Source organism: Weeksella sp. HMSC059D05, assembly GCF_001809725.1.
In the GTDB taxonomy this organism is placed as follows: domain Bacteria; phylum Bacteroidota; class Bacteroidia; order Flavobacteriales; family Weeksellaceae; genus Weeksella; species Weeksella virosa.
This window is the reverse complement of the sequence record NZ_KV798524.1, coordinates 352,812-377,536: the sequence shown is the minus strand read 5'-3', so window position 1 is coordinate 377,536 and position 24,725 is coordinate 352,812. Positions and strand designations below refer to the sequence as shown.

Here is a 24,725-nt window from a genome sequence, read left to right as displayed (position 1 = left end):
TTTACGGATATATTCTGTTAGAACAGCAATACGCCGTCTAAAAGCATCGCATAAGTAATCACAACATAAAACATGAGTCTTGTCGTTATAAACAACTATCTTTAATTCTTTCTCATTTGCTGCTCTGCAAGCTGTAAGGCTTCCTTTAAAATAGCAATATCACTTTCAGGCACTTTCCACGTTTTCGTCATTTTTGGGTGCTCTAAACAACGAATTAAAGAATCAATAATCAGTTCTAATCGTTGATTATCATCGCCATCAAGAAAAGACTGATAATCGATTTTTAATCGAAACTCTAAATCTTGTTTTTTATTGTTACGACGTACAATCTCTGGTAGTTTCATTGTCTTCATGATTGGTCCCTCTAACATAGCAATATAAGCCCAGCACCAATCTTTATATGCATCAGAAAATTGTTTATCCTCAATATATGAATTAACTATTCTCTCTATCTCATTTGCAATTTTACTATACGCTTGTCCTACAGTATGCTCTGCTTCGGCAGAATTCCACAATCTCATTGTACCTTCTCTTTGATATTCATTTTATTTTTACCAAACCAACTTGTTTAATTTTGGTCGCCTACCATGAATCTTTGTATATTGAAGCGTTTTCGTATACTGGTGCATTGTAAAAGTAATGAAAAAAAAATGAATCGTATAATTAATAATAAATATAGGGGCTAAACATAATGTTTAGCCCCTATATTTTAAAAACACATGATTCTTTGTGTTATTTGTAGCGAAGAGCAGAATCGAACTGCCGACCTCAGGGTTATGAATCCTGCGCTCTAACCATCTGAGCTACCTCGCCAATTGGATTGCAAATATAAAAGGTTTTTTCTAATAATCACAAACTTTATCTAGAAAAAAATATAAATTATTTTCATTTACGGTTTACCTATCCTGTAACTCATTCTATTCCAACGCTTTTTTTATTCTGTACATCGCTTCTTTCAATTGATCTATAGAGGCAGCATATGAAATTCTAATACAATTTGGCGAACCGAAAGCTGTACCAGACACTACTGCAACCAAGGCTTTTTCTAACAAGAACATTGCCAAATCATCGGCAGATTCTATCGTTACACACTGAAAAGTCTTACCGAAAAGTTCCGAGACATCTGGAAAAATATAAAAAGCTCCTTTAGGTTCATTCACTCGAAACCCTTTGATTTCATTGGCCCATTGTATCATCAAATTTCTACGTTCGTGAAAAGATTCTACCATATAATGAATGGCCGAAGGTTCAGCCTCTAGTGCGGTAATCGCCGCTCTTTGTGCTATAGAATTTGTACCAGAGGTTACTTGTCCTTGGAGAGTTTCACACGCTTTTGCTAACTTTTCTGGTGCACCTATGAAACCGATTCTCCACCCCGTCATCGCAAACCCTTTGGCCAATCCGTTGATGGTAACTGTTTGGTCGTAAACTTCTGGGAAGGATGCAATGCTTACCATTTTTTCTCCATAAGTTATATGCTCATAGATTTCATCAGAAATAATAATTACTTCTGGATGTTTTGACATTAAAGTGGCAATTGCCTTCAGTTCTTGTTCTGTATACACACTCCCAGAAGGATTGCAGGGAGAACTGTAGATAAGTGCTTTGGTTTTTGGCGTAATATACTCTTCGATTTGAGAAGCAGTAACTTTGAAATCATTTTCGATACTTGCCGGTATAAAGACAGGTTTACCTCCTGATAATTCTACAATATCTGAATAACTCACCCAATAAGGTGTCGGGATTAACACCTCGTCACCATCACTTACCAATGATTGAATTACATTGTAAATCGATTGTTTTGCTCCAGTAGATACGACAATTTGTGATGCGGTATATTGGATACCATTATCGCGTTTGAATTTATTTATTATTGCTTCTTTCAGTTCTGGATAACCAGAAATGGGCGGATAGGCGGTCCAATTTTCATCCAGTGCTTTTTTGGCTGCATCTTTTATAAAGTCGGGCGTATGAAAGTCGGGCTCACCAATACTTAGACTAATAATATCGAGTCCTTGATTACGCAAATCACGTGCTTTTTGGGTCATGGCTATGGTAGCCGATGGTTTTAACTTTTGTAAACGCTCTGAAAGTTGCATGGAATAAAATAATTAATTCTTAACCTTATTATATTCTACAAAGATAATTGAAATCTTATGCAGTATGAGATAAAATCATATCAAAATAAAACAAAAATATTCTGCAAACAATAAACTATTTGCTACAAACGACTGTTTGTATGTTTCGAAAATTTCGTGAAAAATTATCGCTTAATGATAAAATGGCGTTCTAAAGAATGGCTTGATAGTTTGTTCTATAAAAAAACTGGCAAATGCCAGTTTTTCTATATTTATATCAGTAAAACTACTATTAATGTTAATAATAGTTTACGCGGCTTAATTCTTTTTCGTCTACTTCTACTTCTTCGTCTAAGTAACGCTCTAGACTATCATCCATTTCTTTCATCCAAGGTGTATGATGTACTTCGGCTTGCGTACCGTCCATCACAGAAGTATATACTTTGTCTCGATAATTTAAGATATTGTTTTCTTTATCATTCAACCAGCTTTTGAACATTTCCGCTACTTTATCAATATTAAAGCTTGGATAATCTGTCATTTCTATCAATTCTTTAATATAGGCTGTTTGGAAATCTACATGATCGTCACCCGTTTCTGTTTTCGCTTCTGCGTCTACCCATTTTTTGATATCTTTATTCCTCTCTTCTTTCGCAGGCAATTCTATTCTACCCAACATATAATCTCTGGCAAACCAGGCTTGCGCATCAAACATATTGAAGGTGTAGTATTGATCTTGCATTCCTAAGAAAATTAATCGTTCGTTATCATTAAAAACAACTCCTTTGTATAAATTATCTGGGTATAAACAGTTTTTGGTTTTTAGACGCAAATCGCTTGGTAGAAATGGAAATTTGTGTTGGTATCCGGTACATAAAATTACGGCATCGTATTTTTTAGACGTTCCATCTCTAAAATGAGCAATATCGCCCTCGAAATGTGTAACCAATGGTTTTTCTTCTATTCCTTTCGGCCATTTTGCACCAATCGGGTTGGTTCTGTACGAAATTGTTACCGAATTGCTACCGTGCTTGAAGCATTGCACCCCTATATCTTCTGCAGAATAACTACTACCGATTAGTAGAATATCTTTCCCGATGAATTGGTCTGCACCTCTAAAATCGTGTGCATGCATCACACTTCCTGTAAAATCGTCAATTCCTTTAAAATAAGGCATATTTGGAGTAGAGAAATGTCCAGTACCTACTACTAAATAATCAAAACATTCTTCGAACGTTTCGTTATTTTTCAAATCATCAAAAATCACCCGAAACTGTTTTTTATCTTCGATATAATCTACCCATCGAGCAACGGTATTGAATTTGATAAAATCTCGGGCTTTACTTTTTTTGATTCTACCTTGAATATAATCGAACAAAACTTCGCGTGGTGGATATGAAGATATTGGCTGCTTGAAGTGCTCTGTAAAGGTATAATCAGCAAACTCTAAACATTCTTTCGGTCCGTTCGACCAAAGATACTTATACATACTACCATGTATCGGCTCGCCATATTTCCCTACACCTGTACGCCAAGTGTAGTTCCACATACCGCCCCAATTATCTTGTTTTTCATAACATTTAATTTCTGGAATAGGGTTGCCTTTTTTCTGTTCCGATTCGAATGCTCTTAACATGGCTAATCCACTTGGACCGGCACCGATAATTCCTACTTTAAAATTTGTCATAATTGCATAATTTTTTTCTGTTTTCTTAAATTTGAAAACAAATGATTTACTAATTTCGATTAAACTGAATCAATATTCTGATTCGTAAGACACCCTGTTTATCTAAAAAAACGAGGATGAAATTGAGGAGAGTTTATACTCCAAAAGACGAACCTTCTGGTTCTATTGAAAAGAGGTTGGCCAATCGGCCTCTTTAAAAGATCGAAACTTTGAAATTATATCAATGAAATTTCAACTTCGAGTACCGCAAATATACAAAATATATCTTTTTTGAGCAAAAAAAGCTGTTTTTTTTAGAGAATATCAATCAAAATAAATCAAAAACAAGTATAAATTAAAACACAGCACAATTGATTGTGCTGTGTTTTTTAAATAAATTTAAAGTATTCTTATCTCGTGAATAATAATTCTCTGTATTTGGTCAAAGTCCATAATTCATTATCGACCATCAGTTCTAATTTATCTGAATGATGGCGAATAATGTCAAAATAAGGTTTTACTACGTTGCAATATGCATAGGCCGCTGCTTCTAGGTCTTCTAAAGCATTGGCTTTTTTACGCTCATTGATCATCAAGTGTACATTCTCGTTGATTGCAGAAATATGTCCGGAAATTTTCTTCAAAATAATTATTTGTTCTTTGGCAATTTCTTGGAATTCTTCTCCAAAAATTTCTTTTAGCCCCTTCACATTTTCTATCAGTAAATTCTGATAACGTAAGGCTGTCGGTATTACATGGTTTCGAGCAATATCACCCAAAACACGTCCTTCTATCTGAATTTTTTTGATGTAATCTTCTAATTCTATTTCGTATCGTGCATGAACTTCGGTACGATTCATCACATTCATCGACTCAAAAACTTCATACGATTTTTCAGAAATTTTTGCTTTCAATGCTTCTGGTGTAGTCTTGTAGTTTGACAAACCTCTTTTTTCTGCTTCTTTTTCCCATGCTTCGCTATAACCGTCTCCTTCGAACAAGATATTTTTGGTCTCTTTGATGTATTCTCTAAGTACATTAAAAATAGCCTCGTCTTTTTTCAATCCGCCTTTTTCTATCAAAGTATCTACTTGCTGTTTGAAAACCGTTAATTGCTTTGCCATAATGGTATTGAGCATGGTCATTGCATTGGCACAATTTGCAGTAGAACCCACCGCACGGAACTCAAATTTATTTCCTGTAAATGCAAAAGGTGACGTTCGATTTCTATCTGTATTATCCAACAATACATCTGGAATCTTTCCTACGACATTTAGTTTAAGGTCTGTTTTTTCTTCTGGCGATAACTTACCTGTTGAAACACCTTCTAACTCTTCCAGAACCTTGGTCAATTGTTGCCCGATAAAAATTGAAATAATTGCCGGTGGAGCTTCATTTGCTCCTAAACGGTGATCGTTCGACGCAGAAGCAACAGAAGCTCTCATCAATTCTTCATGTTCCGAAACAGCTTTGATTGTATTGATAAAAAAGGTAAGAAATTGCAGATTACTCATCGGGGTTTTCCCGGGCGATAACAGGTTTACACCTGTATCGGTTGCCAACGACCAGTTATTGTGCTTGCCTGATCCGTTAACGCCTTTGAAAGGCTTTTCATGAAACAACACTTTAAAGTAGTGTCGTTCGGCAACTTTCTGCATTACATCCATCAGTAAAGAATTGTGATCTACCGCCAAGTTGGTCTCTTCGAAAATTGGAGCCAACTCGAACTGATTTGGTGCTACTTCATTATGCCGTGTTTTTACAGGAATTCCTAACAACATGCACTCGTTTTCTAAATCGCGCATATAATTAAGTACACGTGATGGAATAGACCCAAAATAATGATCCTCTAGCTGTTGACCTTTGGCAGAAACATGCCCCAATAGTGTTCTACCTGTTTGTAATATATCGGGACGTGAACTTGCCAATGCACTATCAATCAAAAAAAATTCTTGCTCCCACCCCAATGTTGCGGTTACCTTTTTCACATTCTTATCAAAATAACGTGCCACTTCTGTCGCAGCCGTATCAATCACAGACAAAGCACGCAATAAAGGCGTTTTATTATCCAACGCCTCTCCTGTGTACGACACAAAAACGGTCGGTATGCATAATGTTGTTCCAAAAACAAAAGCAGGTGATGTTGGATCCCAGGCGGTATACCCTCTGGCTTCGAAAGTGTTTCTAATCCCTCCATTCGGGAAAGAAGATGCATCAGGCTCTTGTTGCACCAATTGTGTTCCTGCGAATTTTTCCACTGGATCTCCTCCCTCAAAATCTGTTTCGAAAAAAGCATCATGTTTTTCGGCCGTGGTTCCTGTCAAAGGTTGAAACCAATGTGTATAATGCGTTACTCCCTTACTCATGGCCCAATCTTTCATGCCTTGTGCAATATTATCGGCCAAACGACGATCGATTTTCACCCCCTGATCGATAGCGGCTCTAACCGCCTTGTAAGACTCTGGTGTGAGAAATTGACGCATCGCTTTATCATTGAAAACATTTTCGCCAAATATTTGCGACTTTCTCGGAAGTACTTCTACTTCTACTGGTTTTCTTGAGTTAGCCGTTTTAAGGGCTTCGAAACGGAATGTTGACATAAATCTATTATTAGTATGGATTTTATGGGGTAAAAATAAAAAAAAACACAAAACCAATAACATTACCCTACATAAAAATAGGGGTATAATAAAAAAATTTAACATTAAGGCGATAAAAAAAATTTCTACATGGAGAGAAAACTCCAAAAATTAGATACAAAAAAACGGTCCTTTTACAAGGACCGTTTTCGCACACATATTAAAAAGTTGTAGGAATTTATCTAAATCGATCTATAGATTTCACAAGTTTTTCGTCCTTTTTAATAAATCGATTGGCTAATAGCAGAAGCACAATCGGTATGATAGGCACGAAAACCCCAATACCTTTCTCAGAAAAACTTTCTCCAGGTAAGATTAATAGATAATATAGTAAAAAACCTAAAATTAATAAATTCAATACAATATTTACCCATCCTAGTGTTAGTTGTAGCTTTCTATTCTTAAAAAGCATGATGGTCAGGAACGATAAAAATGCAGAAACATAAAAGGCCAACATAGCAATTGCATCTCCATTTGCAGGATTTGATAGCCAATCGACAATCAAATCGTACATATTATCTGCATTGATTGCAAATATACAAGAAAATATCCCACTAAAAAATAAAAAGAGACTTTGTTTTCGTTGAATCATTACATAAATTTTCTCTACAAAATTAGGTGATTTTTTTTTAGTTTACCTAATTATTCGTACTATTGCATGGTATAAATCTTATTATAACTTTCTCAAAACATAAACTTTGTTTTGATTTCCAATCACTTTACATCTTTAATAACAACAATTTCAAACTTAAAATAATTTTACCCGTAAGAGAAATTATGTTCGAATTATCTCAAATAAAAAAAAGCAAACTTCCCGAGCTACAGCAGATGGCAGCTCAATTGAAAATAGAAGGGTTTAGAAAAATGAAAAAAGCAGAACTTAGTGATGCCATAATAAGCGTGCTAGGAGAAGCCAACGAATCGATCAAAGAAAACAATGAGCCGAACGTTGAGGAAAATCTCCCGAAACAAGAAAAAACTAAGCGAAGAAGAGTGCAAAAAAACGATTCGGAAACACAAGACACAACGAATCTAGAAATAAATAACACCGAAACTACTACCCCTAAAAAGGTCGAGCCCTTAGCCAACCAAGATCAACAAGCTGCTCAACCGCAAGAAAAACAAAACCGCAGACAAACTACGCAAAACAAGCAGCGGGATTTTCAGAAACAAAAAAACAACCGAAACCATGAGAATCCACAGCACGAGCAACAACAGAAGAACAAATACCGTGCAGCGAATTATGAATTTGATGGGATTATTAAAACCGAAGGAGTTTTAGAAATCTTGCCAGATAACAACTACGGTTTCCTTCGTTCTTCAGACTTCAATTATCTTTCTTCTCCAGATGATGTGTATGTTTCTCAGTCTCAGATTCGTTTATTTGGGCTGAAAACTGGTGACACAATTACCGGGGAAGTTCGTCCACCAAAAGAGGGAGAAAAATACTTTCCACTAATTAAAATTATCGAAATCAATGGCCGTACACCCGACTTTGTTCGCGATAGAATTTCTTTCGAACATTTGACGCCTCTTTTCCCTAATGAGAAATTTAACCTGAACAACTCTCGTTTATTATCCAATCGTATCCTAGATTTGTTCGCACCTATCGGGAAAGGGCAACGCGGTATGATTGTCGCACCACCCAAAACTGGTAAAACCTCTTTACTAAAAGACATTGCCAACGGAATCGCTCAAAATCATCCAGAGGTCTATTTATTGGTTTTATTAATCGACGAGCGACCAGAAGAGGTTACAGACATGAAGCGTTCGGTAAATGGTGAGGTGGTTGCTTCTACCTTCGATGAGTCTGCAGACCGACACGTGAAAGTTGCCAACATCGTACTAGAAAAAGCAAAACGAATGGTAGAATGCGGACACGATGTGGTGATTCTTCTCGATTCGATTACCCGCTTAGCACGTGCTTATAATACCGTATCGCCCGCTTCGGGGAAAGTTCTTTCGGGTGGTGTAGATGCCAATGCGCTTCATAAACCAAAACGCTTTTTTGGTGCTGCCAGAAATATAGAAAATGGCGGTTCATTGACTATTATTGCAACCGCTCTGATCGATACAGGATCGAAAATGGATGAAGTAATTTTCGAGGAATTCAAAGGAACAGGAAATATGGAATTACAATTGGATAGAAAAATTGCCAACAAACGTATTTTCCCAGCAATTGATTTGGTTTCTTCGAGTACAAGACGGGACGATTTATTACTCGATGAGCTTACACAACAACGTATGTGGATTATGCGCAACCATTTGGCCGATATGAACCCGGTGGAAGCAATGGATTTCTTGTTCAACCGAATCAAGGATACAAGAAACAATGAAGAGTTTTTAATTTCGATGAATAAATAATTGTAAAAGGTTTATCTCAACCATACAAAACCTACAAATTTTTAATGGCTAAGTTTTTGCTATAATTAGTATCAACAATTAGAATAAAATAAAAACGATGCTAAAAAAGAAAATCCTATTATTATTTGTTAGCATTTTTGCTGCGAATATGGCTTTAGCTCAAAGCGCTGACATGAAAAACATGTTGAAAATTGGTGTAAATGCAGGTGCTTCGACTGGCCAAAACACAAGTGCAAATGCAGGATTAGATATTTCTTATCAAAATTTGGTTGTGCCAGGTTTTGGATTAGGTGTCTCTACTGGATACAATCATTTCTTCGGCAAGAAAAGAAATTTTGACGGTGTAACGATTGACAACAATGATTTTGGTGTAATACCTATTGCTGCATTAATCAAAGTATATCCAGGGAAATCTGGTTTCTACGGTGGTACCGATATCGGATATGGATTTATCGTTGGCAAAGAAAAAGTAGCCAACAATCATTACCCAAGCGAATCGCTTTACAATGCCGATATGCCGAGTGGTGGTTTGTATTTGCGTCCAGAAATTGGCTATCACAACCGCAATTGGAATTTCTTTGTACACTACACAAAAGTTTTTGTGGGCAATGAAGGAAAAGTAGGAAACGATAAGTTCAACGCGGGAACCGTTGGTGCTGGAGTCGCTTACAATCTCCCATTAGGAAGATAATTTTGGTATCCTATCCATTATCAAAAACAAAACCGTACGAAAAAGCTTCGTGCGGTTTTGTTTTATAATTTATTAAGTTGACAATGCTTACAAATTAAATACCAATATGTTATTCGATGATTTTCTCTGATATTTCTTCCCACTCCTCCATTAGAGCATCAAGATCAGTTTGTACTTGATGATAATCATCCAATTCTTTTTGGCTTTGATTTCCTGCAGTCATTTTTGCTTCTAATTGCTCGATTTTAATTTCTAATTCGGTAATATCCGATTCTACTTTCGACAAGCGATTTTTCAATCTTTTTTGTTCTTTTGCCTCTTCAAAAGATAATTCTATTTGCGGCTGTTCTTTTTTGGTTTCCTTTTTTTGAGACAAGATTGCTTCTGGTTCAACACCTTTTTCTACCTCACGGAAATTTCCAGCCTTCACTTCTGCCAAATAATCATCGATACTACCTAAATATTCTTTAACTTTTCCATTTCTGAAATCGTATACCTTATCCACCAAACCTTCTAAAAACTCTCGATCATGCGAAACAAGTATCAAGGTTCCTTGGTATTTCTTCAGTGCTTTTTTCAGGATTTCTTTCGATTGTATATCCAAATGATTGGTTGGCTCATCCATAATTAGCACATTAAAAGGTCGTAGCAATAGTTTACAAAGTGCTAAACGGTTTCTCTCCCCTCCGGAAAGGACTGACACTTTTTTTTCTACAGCATCTCCACCAAACATAAAAGCCCCCAAATAATCGCGAACATGTTTTCTTGTTTCTTCGGTTGCAGAGTTTTCTGCTTCTTCGAGTACGGTATATTTATCATTGAGAACATGCGCTTGATTTTGTGCAAAATAACCAACCTCTACATTGTGCCCGTGATGGATTTTCCCTCTGTACTCTATGTCGCCGATGATGGCCCGTGAAAGCGTAGTTTTCCCTTGACCATTCTGCCCAACAAATGCTATTTTTTCACCTCGGTTGACATAGAAAGAAACACCTTCAAACACCGAATGTTCACCGAATGATACACCTACATTTTCGAGCTCGAAAATGATCTTTCCGGGCTGAACTGCATCTATAAAACGAATATTCATTTTGGTAACATCTTCGTTTTCTATTTCGATGCGCTCTATTTTATCCAACTTTTTTATTAGTGATTGTGCCATAGACGCTTTATTGGCTTTGGCGCGGAATTTAGCAATCAAGTCTTCGGTATGCTTGATCATTTGTTCTTGATTTTTCTGAGCTTGTTCTAATTTAAGTTTTCGATCTTCTCGTAAACTTAAATATTTAGAATAATTTGCTTTATAATCTGCAATCTGTCGATTAGCAATTTCTAGAGTTCTATTGGTAACATTGTCTAAGAATTGTCGATCGTGCGATACCAATACTACAGCTCCTGGGTAATCTTTTAAGAATTCTTCTAACCAAATAATCGAATCGATATCCAAATGATTCGTCGGCTCATCGAGTAGCATAACATCATGCTGTTGGAGTAGAAGTTTTGCTAATTCGATTCTCATACGCCACCCGCCAGAAAATTCGTCGGTAGAACGATGAAAATCAGAGGGTTTGAATCCTAAGCCGATTAATATTCGTTCTATTTCGGCGTCTTTGGTGTATCCACCCAAAAGTCCGAAGCGCTCTGTTAGATGAGCAATATCTTCGATAAGTTTACTGTATTCATCTGACTCGTAATCGGTGCGTTCGGCTAATTCTTTATTCACAAAGTCGATTCTCTCTTGTATTTGTGTTAATTGTTCGAATGCAGAATCTGCTTCTTGCCAAACTGTCCTTCCTTGAATAAAGTCGATATCTTGTGACAAATAGCCAACGGTTACCTCTCCTTCGTATACTACCTCTCCTTCTGTAGCAGGTTGTTCTTTAGCCAATATCTTGAGCAAGGTCGATTTGCCTGCACCATTTTTGCCAACCAATCCGACACGGTTTCCTTTATTGATCCGGAAAGAAACATCTTCGAATAAATATTTACCCGAAAAATAAACTCCTAAGTTTTGAACTAATAACATTTTGCAAAAATAATAGATTTCAACGAAGTAGAGGTGGCTCCATTATTATATTTCTATCGCTACTGTAAAATTACAAAATGCAACATTCACAAACTTTTTGCTTACTTTTTAGGCATTAGAAGCAAATCCTAATCGAAATACTCATCATAAAACCGAGCTATATCTGACTGATTATCTATAGGTTGCCCTTTTTCTATATGCAGATACAATATTTCTGCCATCTTGGGTGCAAGCATCGTCCCACGTGTTCCCATTCCGTTGAAACAGTATAAATTTTTATAGGTTGGATGCCCACCAATAATCGGACGTCGGTCTTTTACCGTTGGACGAATTGAGGCCTGCTGATGCAAAACCATAAACGATGAATCGACCACTTTTCCGATACCTGATAAAAGCTCTGTTTTGGCTGATTCTGTAACTTCATAATCCAGACAATCGCGGTCATACGTTGCACCAACAAAATATTCATCGCTTGATAACGGAAACAAAAACTCTTTTCCTTTCACCACGGCTTTGGGTAGTTTAGCTTCGGTTCTGATCGTCAAAACTTCGCCTTTTACACCAATAATAGGTAGTTTTCTAAAGTATGGGTTGGAAAGAATGTGATAGCCTTCACAAAAAATAACATGTTTGGCTTGTAGATTTTGGTAGGATATGCTATTGGGTACTATTTGCAAATCCTCATACCGAAATTTTTCTTGAAGAAGGTTTTCTTTCTGTCTAAGATATTGTTCTAGTGTTGGTATCAACAATCGTAAATCGATTCGGCCAGTTGCTAAAACTTCACCAGAACCGTATGGGTCTTTGATATCGTTGTATATCTTTAATTGTTGGAAATCGGTCGAAAGAAATGGTACAAGTTCGTGATGAGTAGTTGCTTTTTTGTGCCATGTCTTTTGTTCTTGTTCATCATTGAATATACGAAAAACTGGCATCTCATCAATAAATTTCTTATCAAAAAATTGTTCGTACCACAAGAAAAGTTCGTGCATTTTTTCTAATTGTTGTCGAGCATCCCATACCAAAGAAAAACGTTTTAGCACAACGGGATTATACAAACCCGCCGCAACGGTAGATGCACGATGAAAATCTTGATTAATCACGACAAAGGAATGCTGATGTTCTAACAAATATTTTATAAAAGCTGTTGCAGCAACCCCTAAACCGACCACGATATAATCGACTTGTTTCATCTTTTTCTTTTGGTCAAAGGTAAGAGTTTCTTTGTATTTTACCCTACGATAATCGGCCTATCCTACAAAAATTAGCGCAAGTTTCTTGCCGTATTTTTCACTTTCTCTATACGTATATTTAATAATAAATTAATCTTTTACTAAAGTCCTCTCCTAGAACGATTGTTAGTTTTGTTCAGACAAATTTTTCTGAAAAAAATACAAGAATGAAACATTTTTACATCTTAGTCGCTTCATTGGTAAGTGCAATATCCTTTGCTCAGAACGGGGTAATAACCGGTAAAGTCGTAGACGGTGAAAATAACTTTTCATTGCCCGGAGCAACCATAAAAATAGAAAACAGCAACCGATATACAATTTCTGATCAAAATGGAGGTTACGAATTTTTAAGTTTACCAGAAGGCACCTACAACGTTTATGTAGAATATTTGGGTTATATAACAGCTTCTCAAGAAGTAATAATAAGCTCAGACCAAAATACAGTAGCTAATTTTGAGTTGTTCTCGGGAATCGAACAATTGAATGAGGTAGTTGTTGTAGGAGATTATCTTCGCGGGCAAGCCAAAGCACTAAACCAACAACGCAATAACGCTAATATTTCTAACATTATATCATCTGATCAGGTTGGTCGATTTCCAGATGCCAATATTGGTGATGCGCTGAAGCGTGTTCCGGGAATTACCATGCAAAATGACCAAGGTGAAGCTCGTAATATTATTGTACGCGGTTTATCGCCAGAATTAAATTCGGTTACTTTAAATGGCGATCGCATTCCTTCTGCCGAAGGGGATAACAGGAACGTTCAGATGGATTTAATCCCATCGGATATGATTTCGTCTATCGAAGTAAATAAAACCTTGACACCTGATATGGATGCCGATGCCATAGGAGGATCGGTAAATTTGATTACCCGTGCAGTACCAAACAAACAACGCATTTCGGTTACTTTATCGGGAGGCTATGCACCAATCCGCGAAAAAGGTTTGTACAATGGTGCCTTTATTTACGGAAACCGTCTTGCTGATAATAAGCTAGGGATTGTAGCATCGGCAACATGGCAATCGCAAAATTTTGGTTCAGATAATATAGAAGCTGTTTGGGGTAAAGACAAAAATGATAAGGCGTATATAAAACAAATGGACATTCGCAAATACGATGTACAACGTGTTCGTAGAAGTTTTTCTTTAAGTTCTGATTATGTTTTTAATGAAAACAATCGTATAGACTTCACAGCTATGTACAACTGGCGTGATGATCGCGAAAACCGTTATAGAACTCGCTACCGTGATCTAAAACTACAAGATGATGGTACTTATGTGGGAGAAATTCGAAGAGAAACAAAGGGCGGTATCGATAATAATCGTAACAAAAATACTCGATTAGAAGACCAAAGAGTTCTAAATTTTTCATTGCGAGGAGAACATCTTCTTTCTACAACTCTGGATATGGATTGGTCGGTATCGTACTCAAAAGCCAGTGAAGATAGACCAAATGAGCGTTACATTGATTTCAGACAAAGAAAAGTTACCATGGGGCAAAGTGTTGCTAATGATAACAGCCCGTATGTATATGCTGTAAAAGGAGAAAATCCCGAAAACTTTGAATTGCGAAAGATCACAGAAAATCATAATTATACACAAGAAGAAGAAATTGGAGCAAAAATAAACTTCCGTTTACCTTTATCGGTAATTGATGGAGAAAAAGGACGCTTGCGTTTTGGTGCTCGCATGCGTTTAAAAGACAAAAAACGCGATAATATTTTTTATTCTTACAAACCAATTAACGCAATGGGCAGTTTGGCACAAATGCCAAATGTATATTGGAGTGGTGAAAACTTCTATCCAGGTTCTCAATACGCACCGGGTTATTTTGTAGACCGTAAATACCTGGGTAACTTAGACTTATATGATCCAAATTTATTCAAAGAAACTTTAGAGCCTTCAGAGTTTTTATCTTCTAATTACAAAGCAAAAGAAAACATTACTGCTGGTTACCTCCGTTGGGATCAGGATCTTGATGATAAAACCTCTATTATTACCGGGATCCGCTTAGAACACACAGCAATCGAATATACAGGAAATTATGTTAAGGATGAAGAAGATTTGTTGGGAGAAATAAAAAACAAAAACAATTATTTCAACTTTTTACCAAGCGTAACATTGAAACATAAGTTTACCAAAAACTTCATCTTACGTGCAGCGGTTACGACAAGTTTAGCACGTCCTAATTATTATAATTTGGCTCCATACGTAAATGTTATCCAAGAGGATACCGAAATTAAAGCCGGTAATCCGAACCTAAAAGCCACGTACGCAACTAATTTCGATATTATGGTAGAAAATTATTTCAAAAATATCGGTATTGTTTCTGGAGGAGTTTTCTACAAAAACTTAAACAATTTTATATACACCTATAACAACAAAATCTACACAGCTAATGATTTTAGTGCCGATTTTCCGGGTGTTGCCAACCCAATACCGGCAGGTGAAAATTGGGATTTCACACAAGCAAGAAACGGAGATAAAGTTTCGGTGTACGGTTTTGAAATAGCTTTTCAACGACAGTTAGATTTTCTACCAGGCAACTTTTTTAAGAATTTTGGCTTATACGCTAACTATACATACACAAAGTCGGATGCTAAAGGAATTACCAACGAAGATGGCGAAAAACGTACAGGTCTTGGACTCCCACGTACTGCACCACATATGCTCAACGGATCTCTGGCCTGGGAAAACAAAAAATTCTCTGCACGCTTATCAGCCAACTACACATCGGCTTATTTAGACGAAATTGGTGGAAATGAGTTTGAAGATAGTTATTACGACAAACAATTCTTTTTAGATTATAATATGTCGTATAAATTTATGTCTAATTGGCGCGTATTTTTTGAGGCAAACAACCTTACAAATCAACCATTACGTTACTACCAAGGCGAAACCAATCGTCTCCAACAATTAGAATATTACAAATCTCGTTTCACATTGGGTATTAAATACGATTTCTAATGAAGTTAAAAAAATTTTCTCCGTATTATTTATAATAATTACACACCTACTGTATGGTCAGCAAAAAGCTGATAATACAGTTGTTTTATCTGTATCACAACATCATGACATTCTACCAGAAAAAAATGGCCTATCGTTTTTGGCAATAGGAGATTTTGGTCGCCACGGAGCATTCACTCAAAAAGAAGTAGCACGAGATATGGGAGCTGTTGCAGATATATTAGATCTTGATTTTACTATTGCTGTTGGTGATAATTTTTATCCTTCGGGAGTTCAAAGTACAAAAGATTATCAGTGGATTTCTTCGTTCGAAAGTATCTACACCCACCATTCTCTACACAATCCGTGGTATGTTGCCTTGGGTAATCACGATTACGAAGGCAATATCCAGGCACAGATAGATTATACCAAAATATCGAGACGATGGGAAATGCCCGAAACGTATTATGAAAAACTAATCGAAATTGACCAAAATAAGTTTTTACAGTTATTGATTATTGACACTAATCCTTTTGTATCAAAATATCAAAAAAACACGGCTAAATATTTAGCAATCGACAAGCAAGATACACAAGAACAGTTAGCTTGGCTAAGGTCTAAACTAGAAAATAAAGATCCTAAAATTGTTTGGCGAATAGTAGTTGGTCATCATCCTTTGTATTCGGGCGGAAAACGTAAGGAAGCAAAAGAAACAATAGAAATAAAAAATATTTTCGAACCTATATTCGACAAATACCAAGTAGATGCCTATATTTGTGGACACGAGCACGATTTGCAAATCATTAGAAAGAACAATAAAAAACTAACTCAATTTTTATCCGGTGCGGGCAGTGAACTACGTGAAACCGGTAAAACAGAAGGGACTTTGTTTGCCGACTCAGTTCCAGGATTCATGGCTTTTACCTTATCAGAGAATATTTTAAAAGCATATATTATTCAATCTCAGAAAGATAGCTATAAAGTTATTTATAAAACCGAAATAAAAAAATGAAAAAAATAATCATACTTTCCGTAATTTCTTTTATTGCCGTTTCATGCGGCAACAAATTAGCTCCTATTGCAGCAAATGCGATAAAACCAACAATTGTTACACAACCCACACCACACGACACAGACGATCCTGCCATTTGGATAAATAAAAACAATCCTGCACAATCTCTTATTATCGGGACTGATAAAGAAGAAGCTACAGGTGGTTTGTATGCCTATAATTTACAAGGACAAATTGTAAACAAGGTGTACCCTATGGATCGTCCAAACAATGTTGATGTTGCTTATAATTTTGATTTAAATGGGACAAGAATAGATATTGCAGTCGTTACCGAACGTAAACAAAACAGAATTCGTATTTTTTCATTACCAAATTTAGAACCGGTTGATAACGGTGGACTATCTGTTTTCGAAGATTCTGATCAAAAAGACCCTATGGGAATTGCTCTTTATACACAATCTGAAACGGGAAAAGTATATGCAATTGTAGGTAGGAAAAACGGTCCATCTAATGAGTATATCTATCAATATGAACTGAAAGCCATTAGCGGAAGTATTCAAGCGAAATTGGTTCGTAAATTTGGGGCATATTCTGGAAAAAAAGAAATAGAAGCCATCATGGTTGATAATGAGTTAGGCTATGTATATTATGCAGATGAAACTTCTGGCATTAGAAAATACTATGCTGATCCAGAGAAAGGAAACAAAGAACTGGCTTTTTTTGGACAAAACGATTTCAAACGCGACCACGAAGGTATTGCCTTGTATAAAACTAGCGAAACAGATGGATATATATTGATTTCTGATCAGCAAGCGAATAATTTTGTAGTGTACAAACGAGAAGGAGAATCTACCAACCCACATAATCACAAAATGATTGCAAAAATTCCTTTTTCTAGTATAGAATGTGACGGTGCCGATGCGGTGAACTTCAACTTTGGCAAACCTTTTACAAACGGATTGATGGTCACCATGAGCAATGGTAAAGTTTTTCATTATTATGATTGGAACATCATACAAACTGAAATTGACAAACAGCAAACCAATTGATAGTTCTTATTCCGATAGAAATAGCATCTCTATTTCATTCGTAATTTTACAAACTGAGGTTTATTATCCATAGATAAACTTACAGTAATTGAAAAACCAGAATAATTCATTCAAACATCAAACTTGAAATTACTATATGCCAATAAAAAAACCACTCTATATTTGAGTGGTTTTTTTATTTGGTTATAGACTTTTCTATTTTTTCCTACGCTTTATGCATTGAGAGCTTCCGCACCCGATACAATTTCCAGGATTTCATTGGTAATTGCTGCCTGACGGGCTTTGTTATACTGGATAACTAAATTACGCTTCAACTCTTCAGCGTTATCTGTAGCTTTGTGCATTGCAGTCATTCGTGCACCATGTTCAGATGCGTTAGCGTCTAAAACTGCTTTGTACAACTGTGTTTTCAGGGTAAGCGGAATAAGGTCAGTTACTATTTCTGCTTTTCCTGGCTCGAAGATATATTCCAATTCCTCATTATTTACTTCTTCTACTTGCTCAATTTGTACAGGTAAAAATTGTTCGTTTTGTACTTCTTGTAACACAGCATTGATAAATTTATTGTAAATAATGCGAATTTGGTCGTACTTTCCTTCTACAAAATCTTCGGTCATGGCATTTGCTACGTCAGCTACATCATTAAAGTTGAGATTATCCCAAATCGAAGAAGCATTTTGCTTTACGTGTCCTGTATTTTTATAGGCGTCGAACGCTTTCTTACCGATGGTAATCATTTCTACGTTTTTACCTTTCAGTTCAGTTTGCAAAAGGCTATTTACTTTTTTTATGATGCTTGAGTTGTATCCACCACAAAGTCCACGATTTGAATTGATTACAACCAAGAGAACATTTTTCACTTCACGTTGTTCGGTCAAAGCAGTTCCCACTTCAGAATCTAAGTTCGAACTAATGTTTTGTACCAATTCGCGCAATTTATTAGCGTAAGGTCGGAGTGCTATAATAGAATCTTGTGCTTTTTTAAGCTTTGCAGCCGAAACGAGCTTCATAGCAGAGGTAATCTGCATAGTAGATCCTACCGAAGTAATCCTGTTACGTATTTCTTTTAGGTTTGCCATAATCTAATTTAGATGGACTAAAACAGGGAAACAAGTTTCCCTGCTTGTACTATTATTAATTATATTTTCCTGTTGTATCAGCCACAACTGCTTTCAAAATATCGATAATGGTATCATCCCATTTACCGTTACGGATAGCTGTAAGTGTATCTGAATGTTGAGAACGCATAACGTCTATATAATCGGTTTGCCATTCTTTTACTTTGTTTACCGGAACATTTCTCAAGAGACCATTTGTACCAGCAAAAATTACAGCTACTTGTTCTTCTACCGGAATTGGAGAGTTTACTCCTTGTTTCAATAACTCTACGTTACGTTCACCTTTCCCGATAACTCCCATTGTTGCAGCATCCAAATCAGACCCAAATTTAGCGAAAGCTTCTAATTCTCGGTACTGAGCTTGGTCTAATTTTAGGGTACCAGATACTTTTTTCATTGGTTTGGTTTGGGCAGATCCTCCTACACGAGAAACCGAAATACCTACGTTGATCGCTGGACGAATCCCTGAGTTGAATAAATCTGACTCTAAGAAAATCTGACCATCGGTAATCGAAATTACGTTGGTAGGAATATAGGCAGAAACGTCACCTGCTTGCGTTTCGATAATCGGAAGGGCAGTTAATGATCCTCCTCCTTTTACGATCGGACGCATAGATTCTGGTAAATCATTCATTTGTGCAGCGATGGTGTCATCTTTAATGATTTTCGCAGCGCGCTCTAATAAACGAGAGTGCAAGTAGAATACGTCTCCTGGATATGCTTCGCGTCCTGGTGGGCGACGTAATAATAAAGACACCTCGCGGTAAGCTACGGCTTGTTTGGTTAAATCATCATACACGATAAGTGCAGGACGTCCAGAATCACGGAAGAATTCTCCAATTGCAGCACCGGCCATTGGCGCATACACTTGCATTGGTGCAGGATCTGATGCGTTTGCTGCAACAATCACTGTATATCTATCTGCTCCGTGTTCTTGTAAGGTTTTCATAATTCCAGCTACAGTAGAACCTTTTTGTCCTACGGCAACATATATACAGAAAACTGGCTCTCCACGATCGTAAAACTCTTTCTGGTTTAGGATAGCATCCAAAGCAACAGAAGTTTTTCCGGTTTGGCGGTCACCAATAATCAACTCACGCTGTCCACGACCAATCGGAATCATCGAATCAATCGATACGATACCGGTTTGCAAAGGCTCGTTTACTGGTTGACGATAAATTACCCCTGGCGCTTTTCGCTCGATAGGCATTTCGTATAATTGACCTTCGATAGGACCTTTTCCATCGATAGGATTTCCTAACATATCTACAACACGCCCAAGCATTCCTTCCCCAACATTGATGGAAGCAATACGGTTGGTACGTTTTACTGTATCTCCTTCTTTAATGGCTGTCGATGGACCGAATAATACAATACCTACGTTATCTTCTTCTAAGTTTTGTACCATTCCTTCCGAACCATTCGCGAATTCTACTAACTCACCATATTGTGCATTGTCTAATCCATATACACGTGCAATACCATCCCCTACACTTAGAACGGTTCCTACTTCTGCTAATTCTACTGTAGAATCTAAGCTAGAAAGTTGTTGTTTTAAAATTGCTGAAATTTCAGCTGGATTTATTTCTGGCATGTTTGAAATATTTAATATTTAGGAATGTAATCGTTTTTACTGAATTCTTTTTTCAAGTTAGCAACTTTTGTTTTGATGCTTGTATCGATTTGTTGGTTCCCAACGCGTAATACAAATCCACCGATTAGGCTACTGTCTACTTTATTCTCTACTTTTACCTGAGCATCTGCCGGCAAAGATTCTTTTGCTTTTGCTACAATTTTATCTAAAGTAACTTGATCTAATTCTACTGCTGATATTACTTCTGCTGTTACAATTTTGTTGGCCGCATTGTACAAACGAATATACTGATCAGCAATTTGGTCTAAAATATTTTCTCGACCTTTCTTCACTGTTAAGGCAATAAACTTTTGCGTTAAAGGTGAAAAACCTTTAAAAACTTCTGATAAAACACTTTGTTTCTTTTTCTCATCAAAAATTGGTGATTGTAGAAAAGTGCGTAAATCATGGCTATTGGTAAGCATGGTTTTCAAATCCAACATTTCTGCATATACAGCTTGTGTTTGCCCTACCTCCTGTGCATATTGAGTTAAGCCCTTTGCATATCTGCTTGCTGCTCTAATCCCTGCCATTATGAGTTGAGTTTTACTTGATCAATAACTTGATTTACCAAGTCTTCTTGTGCGCCTGGTTGTGACAATTCTTTTGCCATAATTTTCTCGGCTACCTCAATCGATAACTGAGCTACTTGATTCTTGATATCACTCATCGCTGCAGTTTTCTCATTTTGGATAGCTTCACGAGCCGATTCGATTATACGATTTGCTTCAATCGTCGCCGTATCTTTTGCTTGGTTAATGATCGAATCTTTCATTTCGCGTGCTTGCTTCAATAAGGCATCACGCTCGATAATGGCTTCTTTCATCAGTTTTTCGTTTTCTGCATTTAGGCTAGCCATACGTTCTTCTGCTTTTTTAGCAGCATTCAGACTATCTTCTATCGATTTTTCTCGTTCTTTTACTGCATTTAGAATTGGTTTCCAAGCATACGCACGCAAAATAACTAATAGGATAATGAAAACTATAGCTGTCCAAAAAATCAAACCAATCGAAGGAGTTAATAAATCCATTGTATATTTTTATTTATTATTTGTATTTTTTATCTCTAAACATTTGTGAAAGAAAAATTAGCTTCTACAACCAACCGTTACAGAAGCCAATTTTTGTTTAAATTCTTATCCGTTACCTAATAACGCAACTACGATACCGAATAATCCAGCACCCTCGATAAGAGCAGCTGCGATAATCATAGCTGTTTGAATTTTTGATGCTGCTTCTGGTTGTCTAGCGATTCCTTCCATAGCTGATCCACCGATTTTACCGATACCTAAACCAACTCCTAAAACTGCTAAACCAGCTCCGATTGCTGCAATACTTCCTGTCATGATAATTATATTTAGTATTAATAAATTATTTTTTGCTTTTAAATTAGATTAATGCCCTTCCTCTGGATCTGCCACTGCCGCTCCGATAAACAACGATACTAACATCGTAAAAATAAAGGCTTGCAATACCGCAACCAATAACTCTAAGAAATCTATAAATAAAGTCAACGGTAATGCCCCTAATGCTACAGCTTCTGTCTGGAAGATAAAGATAATCGAAATCAATGACATGATTATGATATGTCCTGCTGTAATATTAGCGAATAAACGAATCATCAAAGCGAAGGGTTTTGTGAGAATCCCAACCAACTCGATTGGTGCCAATATTAATTTTACAGGCACCGGTACGCCCGGCATCCACAACATATGCCCCCAGTAGTGTTTGTTCCCTGACACATTGATTACAATCAGTGCTATTACAGCCAACACTAGCGTTACAGCAATATTTCCTGTGAGATTTGCTGCACCTGGTAACAACCCTAATAAATTATTGATCCAAATAAAAAAGAAAAGGGTTAACAAATAAGGCATATAACGCGCATATTTTTTCTCACCGATATTAGGAATCGCCACCTCGTCACGGATAAAGATGATGATCGGCTCGATGAAACCGGCAACACCTCTTGGCACATAACCTTCTTTTCCTTGTTTTTTATAATTTGCAGCAACTGCTCCGAATAGTAAAATCATGATTACCACTGACAAAAGCATAGATGCAACATTTTTTGTAATTGAGAAATCCAACGGCATTTCATTGGCTATTTTCATCTCTCCTTTTTCATTTGGCTCGAACGTTACTGTACCTTGTGCATCGGTTTTATAAATTTTTTCGTTATAATTGAAGTAATGCACACCATCTACTTCTGCAACTTCTTCGTTGTGATGAAATTTAGAAGACATAAAAATCTTTAGTCCGTTATCCCATAAAATCACCGGTAATGGAATTGTAAAACTATTTTCTCCTTCACCCCAAAAGTGCCAATCGTGCCCATCGGCAAGGTGACTCATAATCACTGGAACTGGGTTATACTTACTTTCGCCCGTTTTTACTTTCACGGCTTCCTCAGCGTATGCTTTCTTTTCCTTAGCTACTAATTCTTGAAAAGTAGACTCCGAAGGTTGTATCACCGAGACATCTTCAGCCTTCGTAAAACTAAATACGAAGAAAAACAGTAAAATGAATAAAGTCGAAAATTTCATCTTCTAAGTTTATGGTTCTAATTCTAAATTGGGTGCAAAATTATAATATTATTACCTACTTACCAAAGGTTAATGCTAAAAATCATCAATTTATGTTAACGCTTGTCTGATAGCAGTTTAACAAACCCAATTACCTCTGCAAACAAAAGTAAGAAATATGCAAGAATTAATTGATAAATATTGTCTTTAATTTCCTGATTTACAAAGACCCAAGCCAACACTACTGCCATTTTAGCAATCATCCCAACCAAAAAAACAGAACCTACATGTATTGGGTACAATCGTTGAATTATCAGAGCATTGAACAAGATTAACAGTGTAATTAGACCAACTACCAAATAACATTTTACAATCAGCTCTTTGGGAGAATTGGATAAAAGCCAATCTGAAATAGAAAACTGTAAAACAAAAAAAACTAGGGCAAGAATCAAATACCAAAGAATAGCTACAAGTTTATTTTTCATTTTTTTTGTCAGATTTGGGTAATTGTTTTATCATGAGATACATGGAGGCCAAAACCCCAACGAGTGCTAATCCTGCAGTATAGTATGGTGTCTCTGTCAGAAATTTCTTATCGAGCCAACGACCTACCAAAGCAAAAATAGCAATCACAGCGCCCATCTGAATTCCCATTGCAGAAAATTTCAGGTATTGATTTACATTTTCCAACTTTGATTTCTGTTTCATAATATTTTGTAATTTTGCAAAAAAATCTGTGGTAAAGATAGGCAACATTAGCTTACCCAATTTCCCTTTGTTATTGGCTCCTATGGAAGATGTTAGCGATCCTCCATTTCGTCGGTTATGTAAAATGAACGGCGCCGACCTTATGTACACTGAATTTATTTCTTCCGAAGGTCTCATCCGAGATGCTATCAAAAGTAGGAAAAAATTAGACATTTTCGATGAAGAAAGACCAATTGGCATTCAAATTTTTGGTGGCGATGAAGAAGCCATGGCCATGTCTGCAAAAATTGTCGAGACAGTTGAGCCCGATTTGGTAGACATCAATTTTGGATGTCCAGTAAAAAAAGTCGTATGCAAAGGTGCAGGAGCAGGCGTCTTAAAAGATGTTGATCTTATGGTTCGGCTAACAAAATCGGTTGTTGAAAGCACACATCTACCTGTAACAGTAAAAACGCGTTTAGGCTGGGATCACGATTCGATTAACATTGATGAGGTTGCCGAACGCTTACAAGAAACCGGCATCAAAGCATTGGCAATTCATGGGCGAACAAGGGCCCAAATGTACAAAGGCCATTCGGATTGGTCGCATATTGCTCGCGTAAAAGCCAATCCCAACATCGAAATTCCGATTTTTGGAAATGGCGATATAGACTCACCCCAAAAAGCTATCGAGTTTAAAGAAAAATATTGTGTAGATGGAATCATGATCGGAAGAGCTGCAATCGGACATCCTTGGATTTTTAATAAGATAAAACATTACCGAGAAACAGGCGAATTCTTACCCGAACCTACTATACAAGAACGAGTAGAAGCAGCTAGAAATCATTTGCTTTGGGCAATGGAGTGGAAGGGTGAACGTACGGGAATTTTAGAAACTCGTATGCATTATACGAATTACTTTAAAGGTATTCCAAACTTTAAACCTTATCGTACAAAATTAGTTACGCAAGATAATTTAATTGATATCGAAGCAACCTTTAAAGAAATTGAAGAAGAATTTATTCCTCAATTACTAAATAATATTTAAAATAAAAACCATC

At 36.6% G+C, this 24,725-nt stretch carries 21 protein-coding genes and 1 tRNA gene; 6 read left to right on the top strand and 16 right to left on the bottom strand.

Annotated elements, in window-relative coordinates:
- Positions 1-101 precede the first annotated feature (101 nt).
- The 6 genes from HMPREF2660_RS04360 to HMPREF2660_RS04335 form a co-directional block, all read right to left on the bottom strand.
- Entirely contained in the window at positions 102-521 is a 420-nt protein-coding gene (locus tag HMPREF2660_RS04360) for an Imm44 family immunity protein (protein WP_013598316.1), read from the bottom strand.
- A gap of 218 nt (positions 522-739) precedes the next feature.
- Positions 740-813 (bottom strand) — tRNA-Met (locus HMPREF2660_RS04355).
- Positions 814-917: 104 nt separating this feature from the next.
- Positions 918-2,099, bottom strand: a complete 1,182-nt coding sequence (locus HMPREF2660_RS04350) for a pyridoxal phosphate-dependent aminotransferase (RefSeq protein WP_070485764.1) — start codon at positions 2,097-2,099, stop codon at positions 918-920.
- Positions 2,100-2,376: 277 nt separating this feature from the next.
- Entirely contained in the window at positions 2,377-3,765 is a 1,389-nt protein-coding gene (locus HMPREF2660_RS04345) for a trimethylamine monooxygenase (protein WP_070485763.1), read from the bottom strand.
- A gap of 389 nt (positions 3,766-4,154) precedes the next feature.
- Positions 4,155-6,344 carry a glutamine synthetase III family protein gene (locus tag HMPREF2660_RS04340; RefSeq protein ID WP_013598313.1) on the bottom strand — a complete coding sequence of 730 codons (2,190 nt, stop codon included), beginning with the start codon at positions 6,342-6,344 and terminating at the stop codon, positions 4,155-4,157.
- Between the two features lie 217 nt (positions 6,345-6,561).
- On the bottom strand, positions 6,562-6,975 hold the full coding sequence (locus tag HMPREF2660_RS04335) for a DUF4293 domain-containing protein (RefSeq protein WP_013598312.1): 414 nt from the start codon (positions 6,973-6,975) through the stop codon (positions 6,562-6,564).
- Between the two features lie 185 nt (positions 6,976-7,160).
- Between HMPREF2660_RS04335 and rho the strand changes: the two genes are divergently transcribed.
- Together rho and HMPREF2660_RS04325 are read left to right on the top strand one after the other, a co-directional pair.
- Complete coding sequence (gene rho / locus HMPREF2660_RS04330) at positions 7,161-8,747, top strand: transcription termination factor Rho (RefSeq protein ID WP_070485762.1); 1,587 nt, start codon at positions 7,161-7,163, stop codon at positions 8,745-8,747.
- Between the two features lie 97 nt (positions 8,748-8,844).
- Positions 8,845-9,438, top strand: coding sequence for a hypothetical protein (locus tag HMPREF2660_RS04325; RefSeq protein WP_013598310.1), 594 nt, complete (start codon positions 8,845-8,847; stop codon positions 9,436-9,438).
- A 109-nt stretch (positions 9,439-9,547) separates the two neighbouring features.
- Here the strand turns inward: HMPREF2660_RS04325 and HMPREF2660_RS04320 are convergent, their stop codons facing one another.
- Positions 9,548-11,464, bottom strand: a complete 1,917-nt coding sequence (locus HMPREF2660_RS04320; RefSeq protein WP_070485760.1) for an ABC-F family ATP-binding cassette domain-containing protein — start codon at positions 11,462-11,464, stop codon at positions 9,548-9,550.
- Between the two features lie 128 nt (positions 11,465-11,592).
- Positions 11,593-12,657, bottom strand: a complete 1,065-nt coding sequence (locus HMPREF2660_RS04315; protein ID WP_070485758.1) for an NAD(P)/FAD-dependent oxidoreductase — start codon at positions 12,655-12,657, stop codon at positions 11,593-11,595.
- Positions 12,658-12,863: 206 nt separating this feature from the next.
- Here HMPREF2660_RS04315 and HMPREF2660_RS04310 point away from each other — a divergent pair, with 206 nt between their 5' ends.
- The 3 genes from HMPREF2660_RS04310 (at position 12,864) to HMPREF2660_RS04300 (ending at position 17,702) form a co-directional block, all read left to right on the top strand.
- Entirely contained in the window at positions 12,864-15,662 is a 2,799-nt protein-coding gene (locus HMPREF2660_RS04310; RefSeq protein ID WP_070485756.1) for a TonB-dependent receptor, read from the top strand.
- A gap of 139 nt (positions 15,663-15,801) precedes the next feature.
- On the top strand, positions 15,802-16,653 hold the full coding sequence (locus tag HMPREF2660_RS04305) for a metallophosphoesterase (RefSeq protein WP_255356411.1): 852 nt from the start codon (positions 15,802-15,804) through the stop codon (positions 16,651-16,653).
- Positions 16,650-17,702, top strand: coding sequence for a phytase (locus HMPREF2660_RS04300; protein ID WP_070485752.1), 1,053 nt, complete (start codon positions 16,650-16,652; stop codon positions 17,700-17,702). The genes HMPREF2660_RS04305 and HMPREF2660_RS04300 overlap by 4 nt, the downstream gene beginning before the upstream one ends.
- 212 nt (positions 17,703-17,914) lie before the next feature.
- Here HMPREF2660_RS04300 and atpG read toward each other — a convergent pair whose 3' ends face one another.
- The 8 genes from atpG to HMPREF2660_RS04260 all read right to left on the bottom strand — a co-directional run bounded on the left by atpG (position 17,915) and on the right by HMPREF2660_RS04260 (position 23,685).
- Positions 17,915-18,781, bottom strand: a complete 867-nt coding sequence (gene atpG / locus HMPREF2660_RS04295; RefSeq protein ID WP_070485750.1) for an ATP synthase F1 subunit gamma — start codon at positions 18,779-18,781, stop codon at positions 17,915-17,917.
- 55 nt (positions 18,782-18,836) lie between these two features.
- Positions 18,837-20,414, bottom strand: a complete 1,578-nt coding sequence (gene atpA / locus HMPREF2660_RS04290; RefSeq protein WP_070485745.1) for a F0F1 ATP synthase subunit alpha — start codon at positions 20,412-20,414, stop codon at positions 18,837-18,839.
- Between the two features lie 11 nt (positions 20,415-20,425).
- Positions 20,426-20,986 carry an ATP synthase F1 subunit delta gene (gene atpH / locus HMPREF2660_RS04285; protein WP_013598302.1) on the bottom strand — a complete coding sequence of 187 codons (561 nt, stop codon included), beginning with the start codon at positions 20,984-20,986 and terminating at the stop codon, positions 20,426-20,428.
- Positions 20,986-21,483 (bottom strand): F0F1 ATP synthase subunit B, encoded by a 498-nt coding sequence (locus tag HMPREF2660_RS04280; RefSeq protein ID WP_070485743.1) that lies wholly within the window; start codon positions 21,481-21,483, stop codon positions 20,986-20,988. Before HMPREF2660_RS04280 ends, atpH begins: the two co-directional genes overlap by 1 nt.
- A gap of 105 nt (positions 21,484-21,588) precedes the next feature.
- Positions 21,589-21,798 carry an ATP synthase F0 subunit C gene (atpE, locus tag HMPREF2660_RS04275; RefSeq protein WP_013598300.1) on the bottom strand — a complete coding sequence of 70 codons (210 nt, stop codon included), beginning with the start codon at positions 21,796-21,798 and terminating at the stop codon, positions 21,589-21,591.
- 48 nt (positions 21,799-21,846) lie between these two features.
- A complete protein-coding gene (gene atpB / locus HMPREF2660_RS04270; protein WP_083299059.1) occupies positions 21,847-22,998 on the bottom strand; it encodes a F0F1 ATP synthase subunit A in 1,152 nt (383 codons plus the stop codon).
- A gap of 95 nt (positions 22,999-23,093) precedes the next feature.
- Positions 23,094-23,462, bottom strand: a complete 369-nt coding sequence (locus tag HMPREF2660_RS04265) for a hypothetical protein (RefSeq protein WP_013598298.1) — start codon at positions 23,460-23,462, stop codon at positions 23,094-23,096.
- A complete protein-coding gene (locus HMPREF2660_RS04260) occupies positions 23,452-23,685 on the bottom strand; it encodes an AtpZ/AtpI family protein (protein WP_013598297.1) in 234 nt (77 codons plus the stop codon). Before HMPREF2660_RS04260 ends, HMPREF2660_RS04265 begins: the two co-directional genes overlap by 11 nt.
- Before the next feature lie 28 nt (positions 23,686-23,713).
- Here HMPREF2660_RS04260 and dusB point away from each other — a divergent pair, with 28 nt between their 5' ends.
- Positions 23,714-24,712 (top strand): tRNA dihydrouridine synthase DusB, encoded by a 999-nt coding sequence (gene dusB / locus HMPREF2660_RS04255; RefSeq protein WP_070485741.1) that lies wholly within the window; start codon positions 23,714-23,716, stop codon positions 24,710-24,712.
- Positions 24,713-24,725 lie beyond the last annotated feature (13 nt).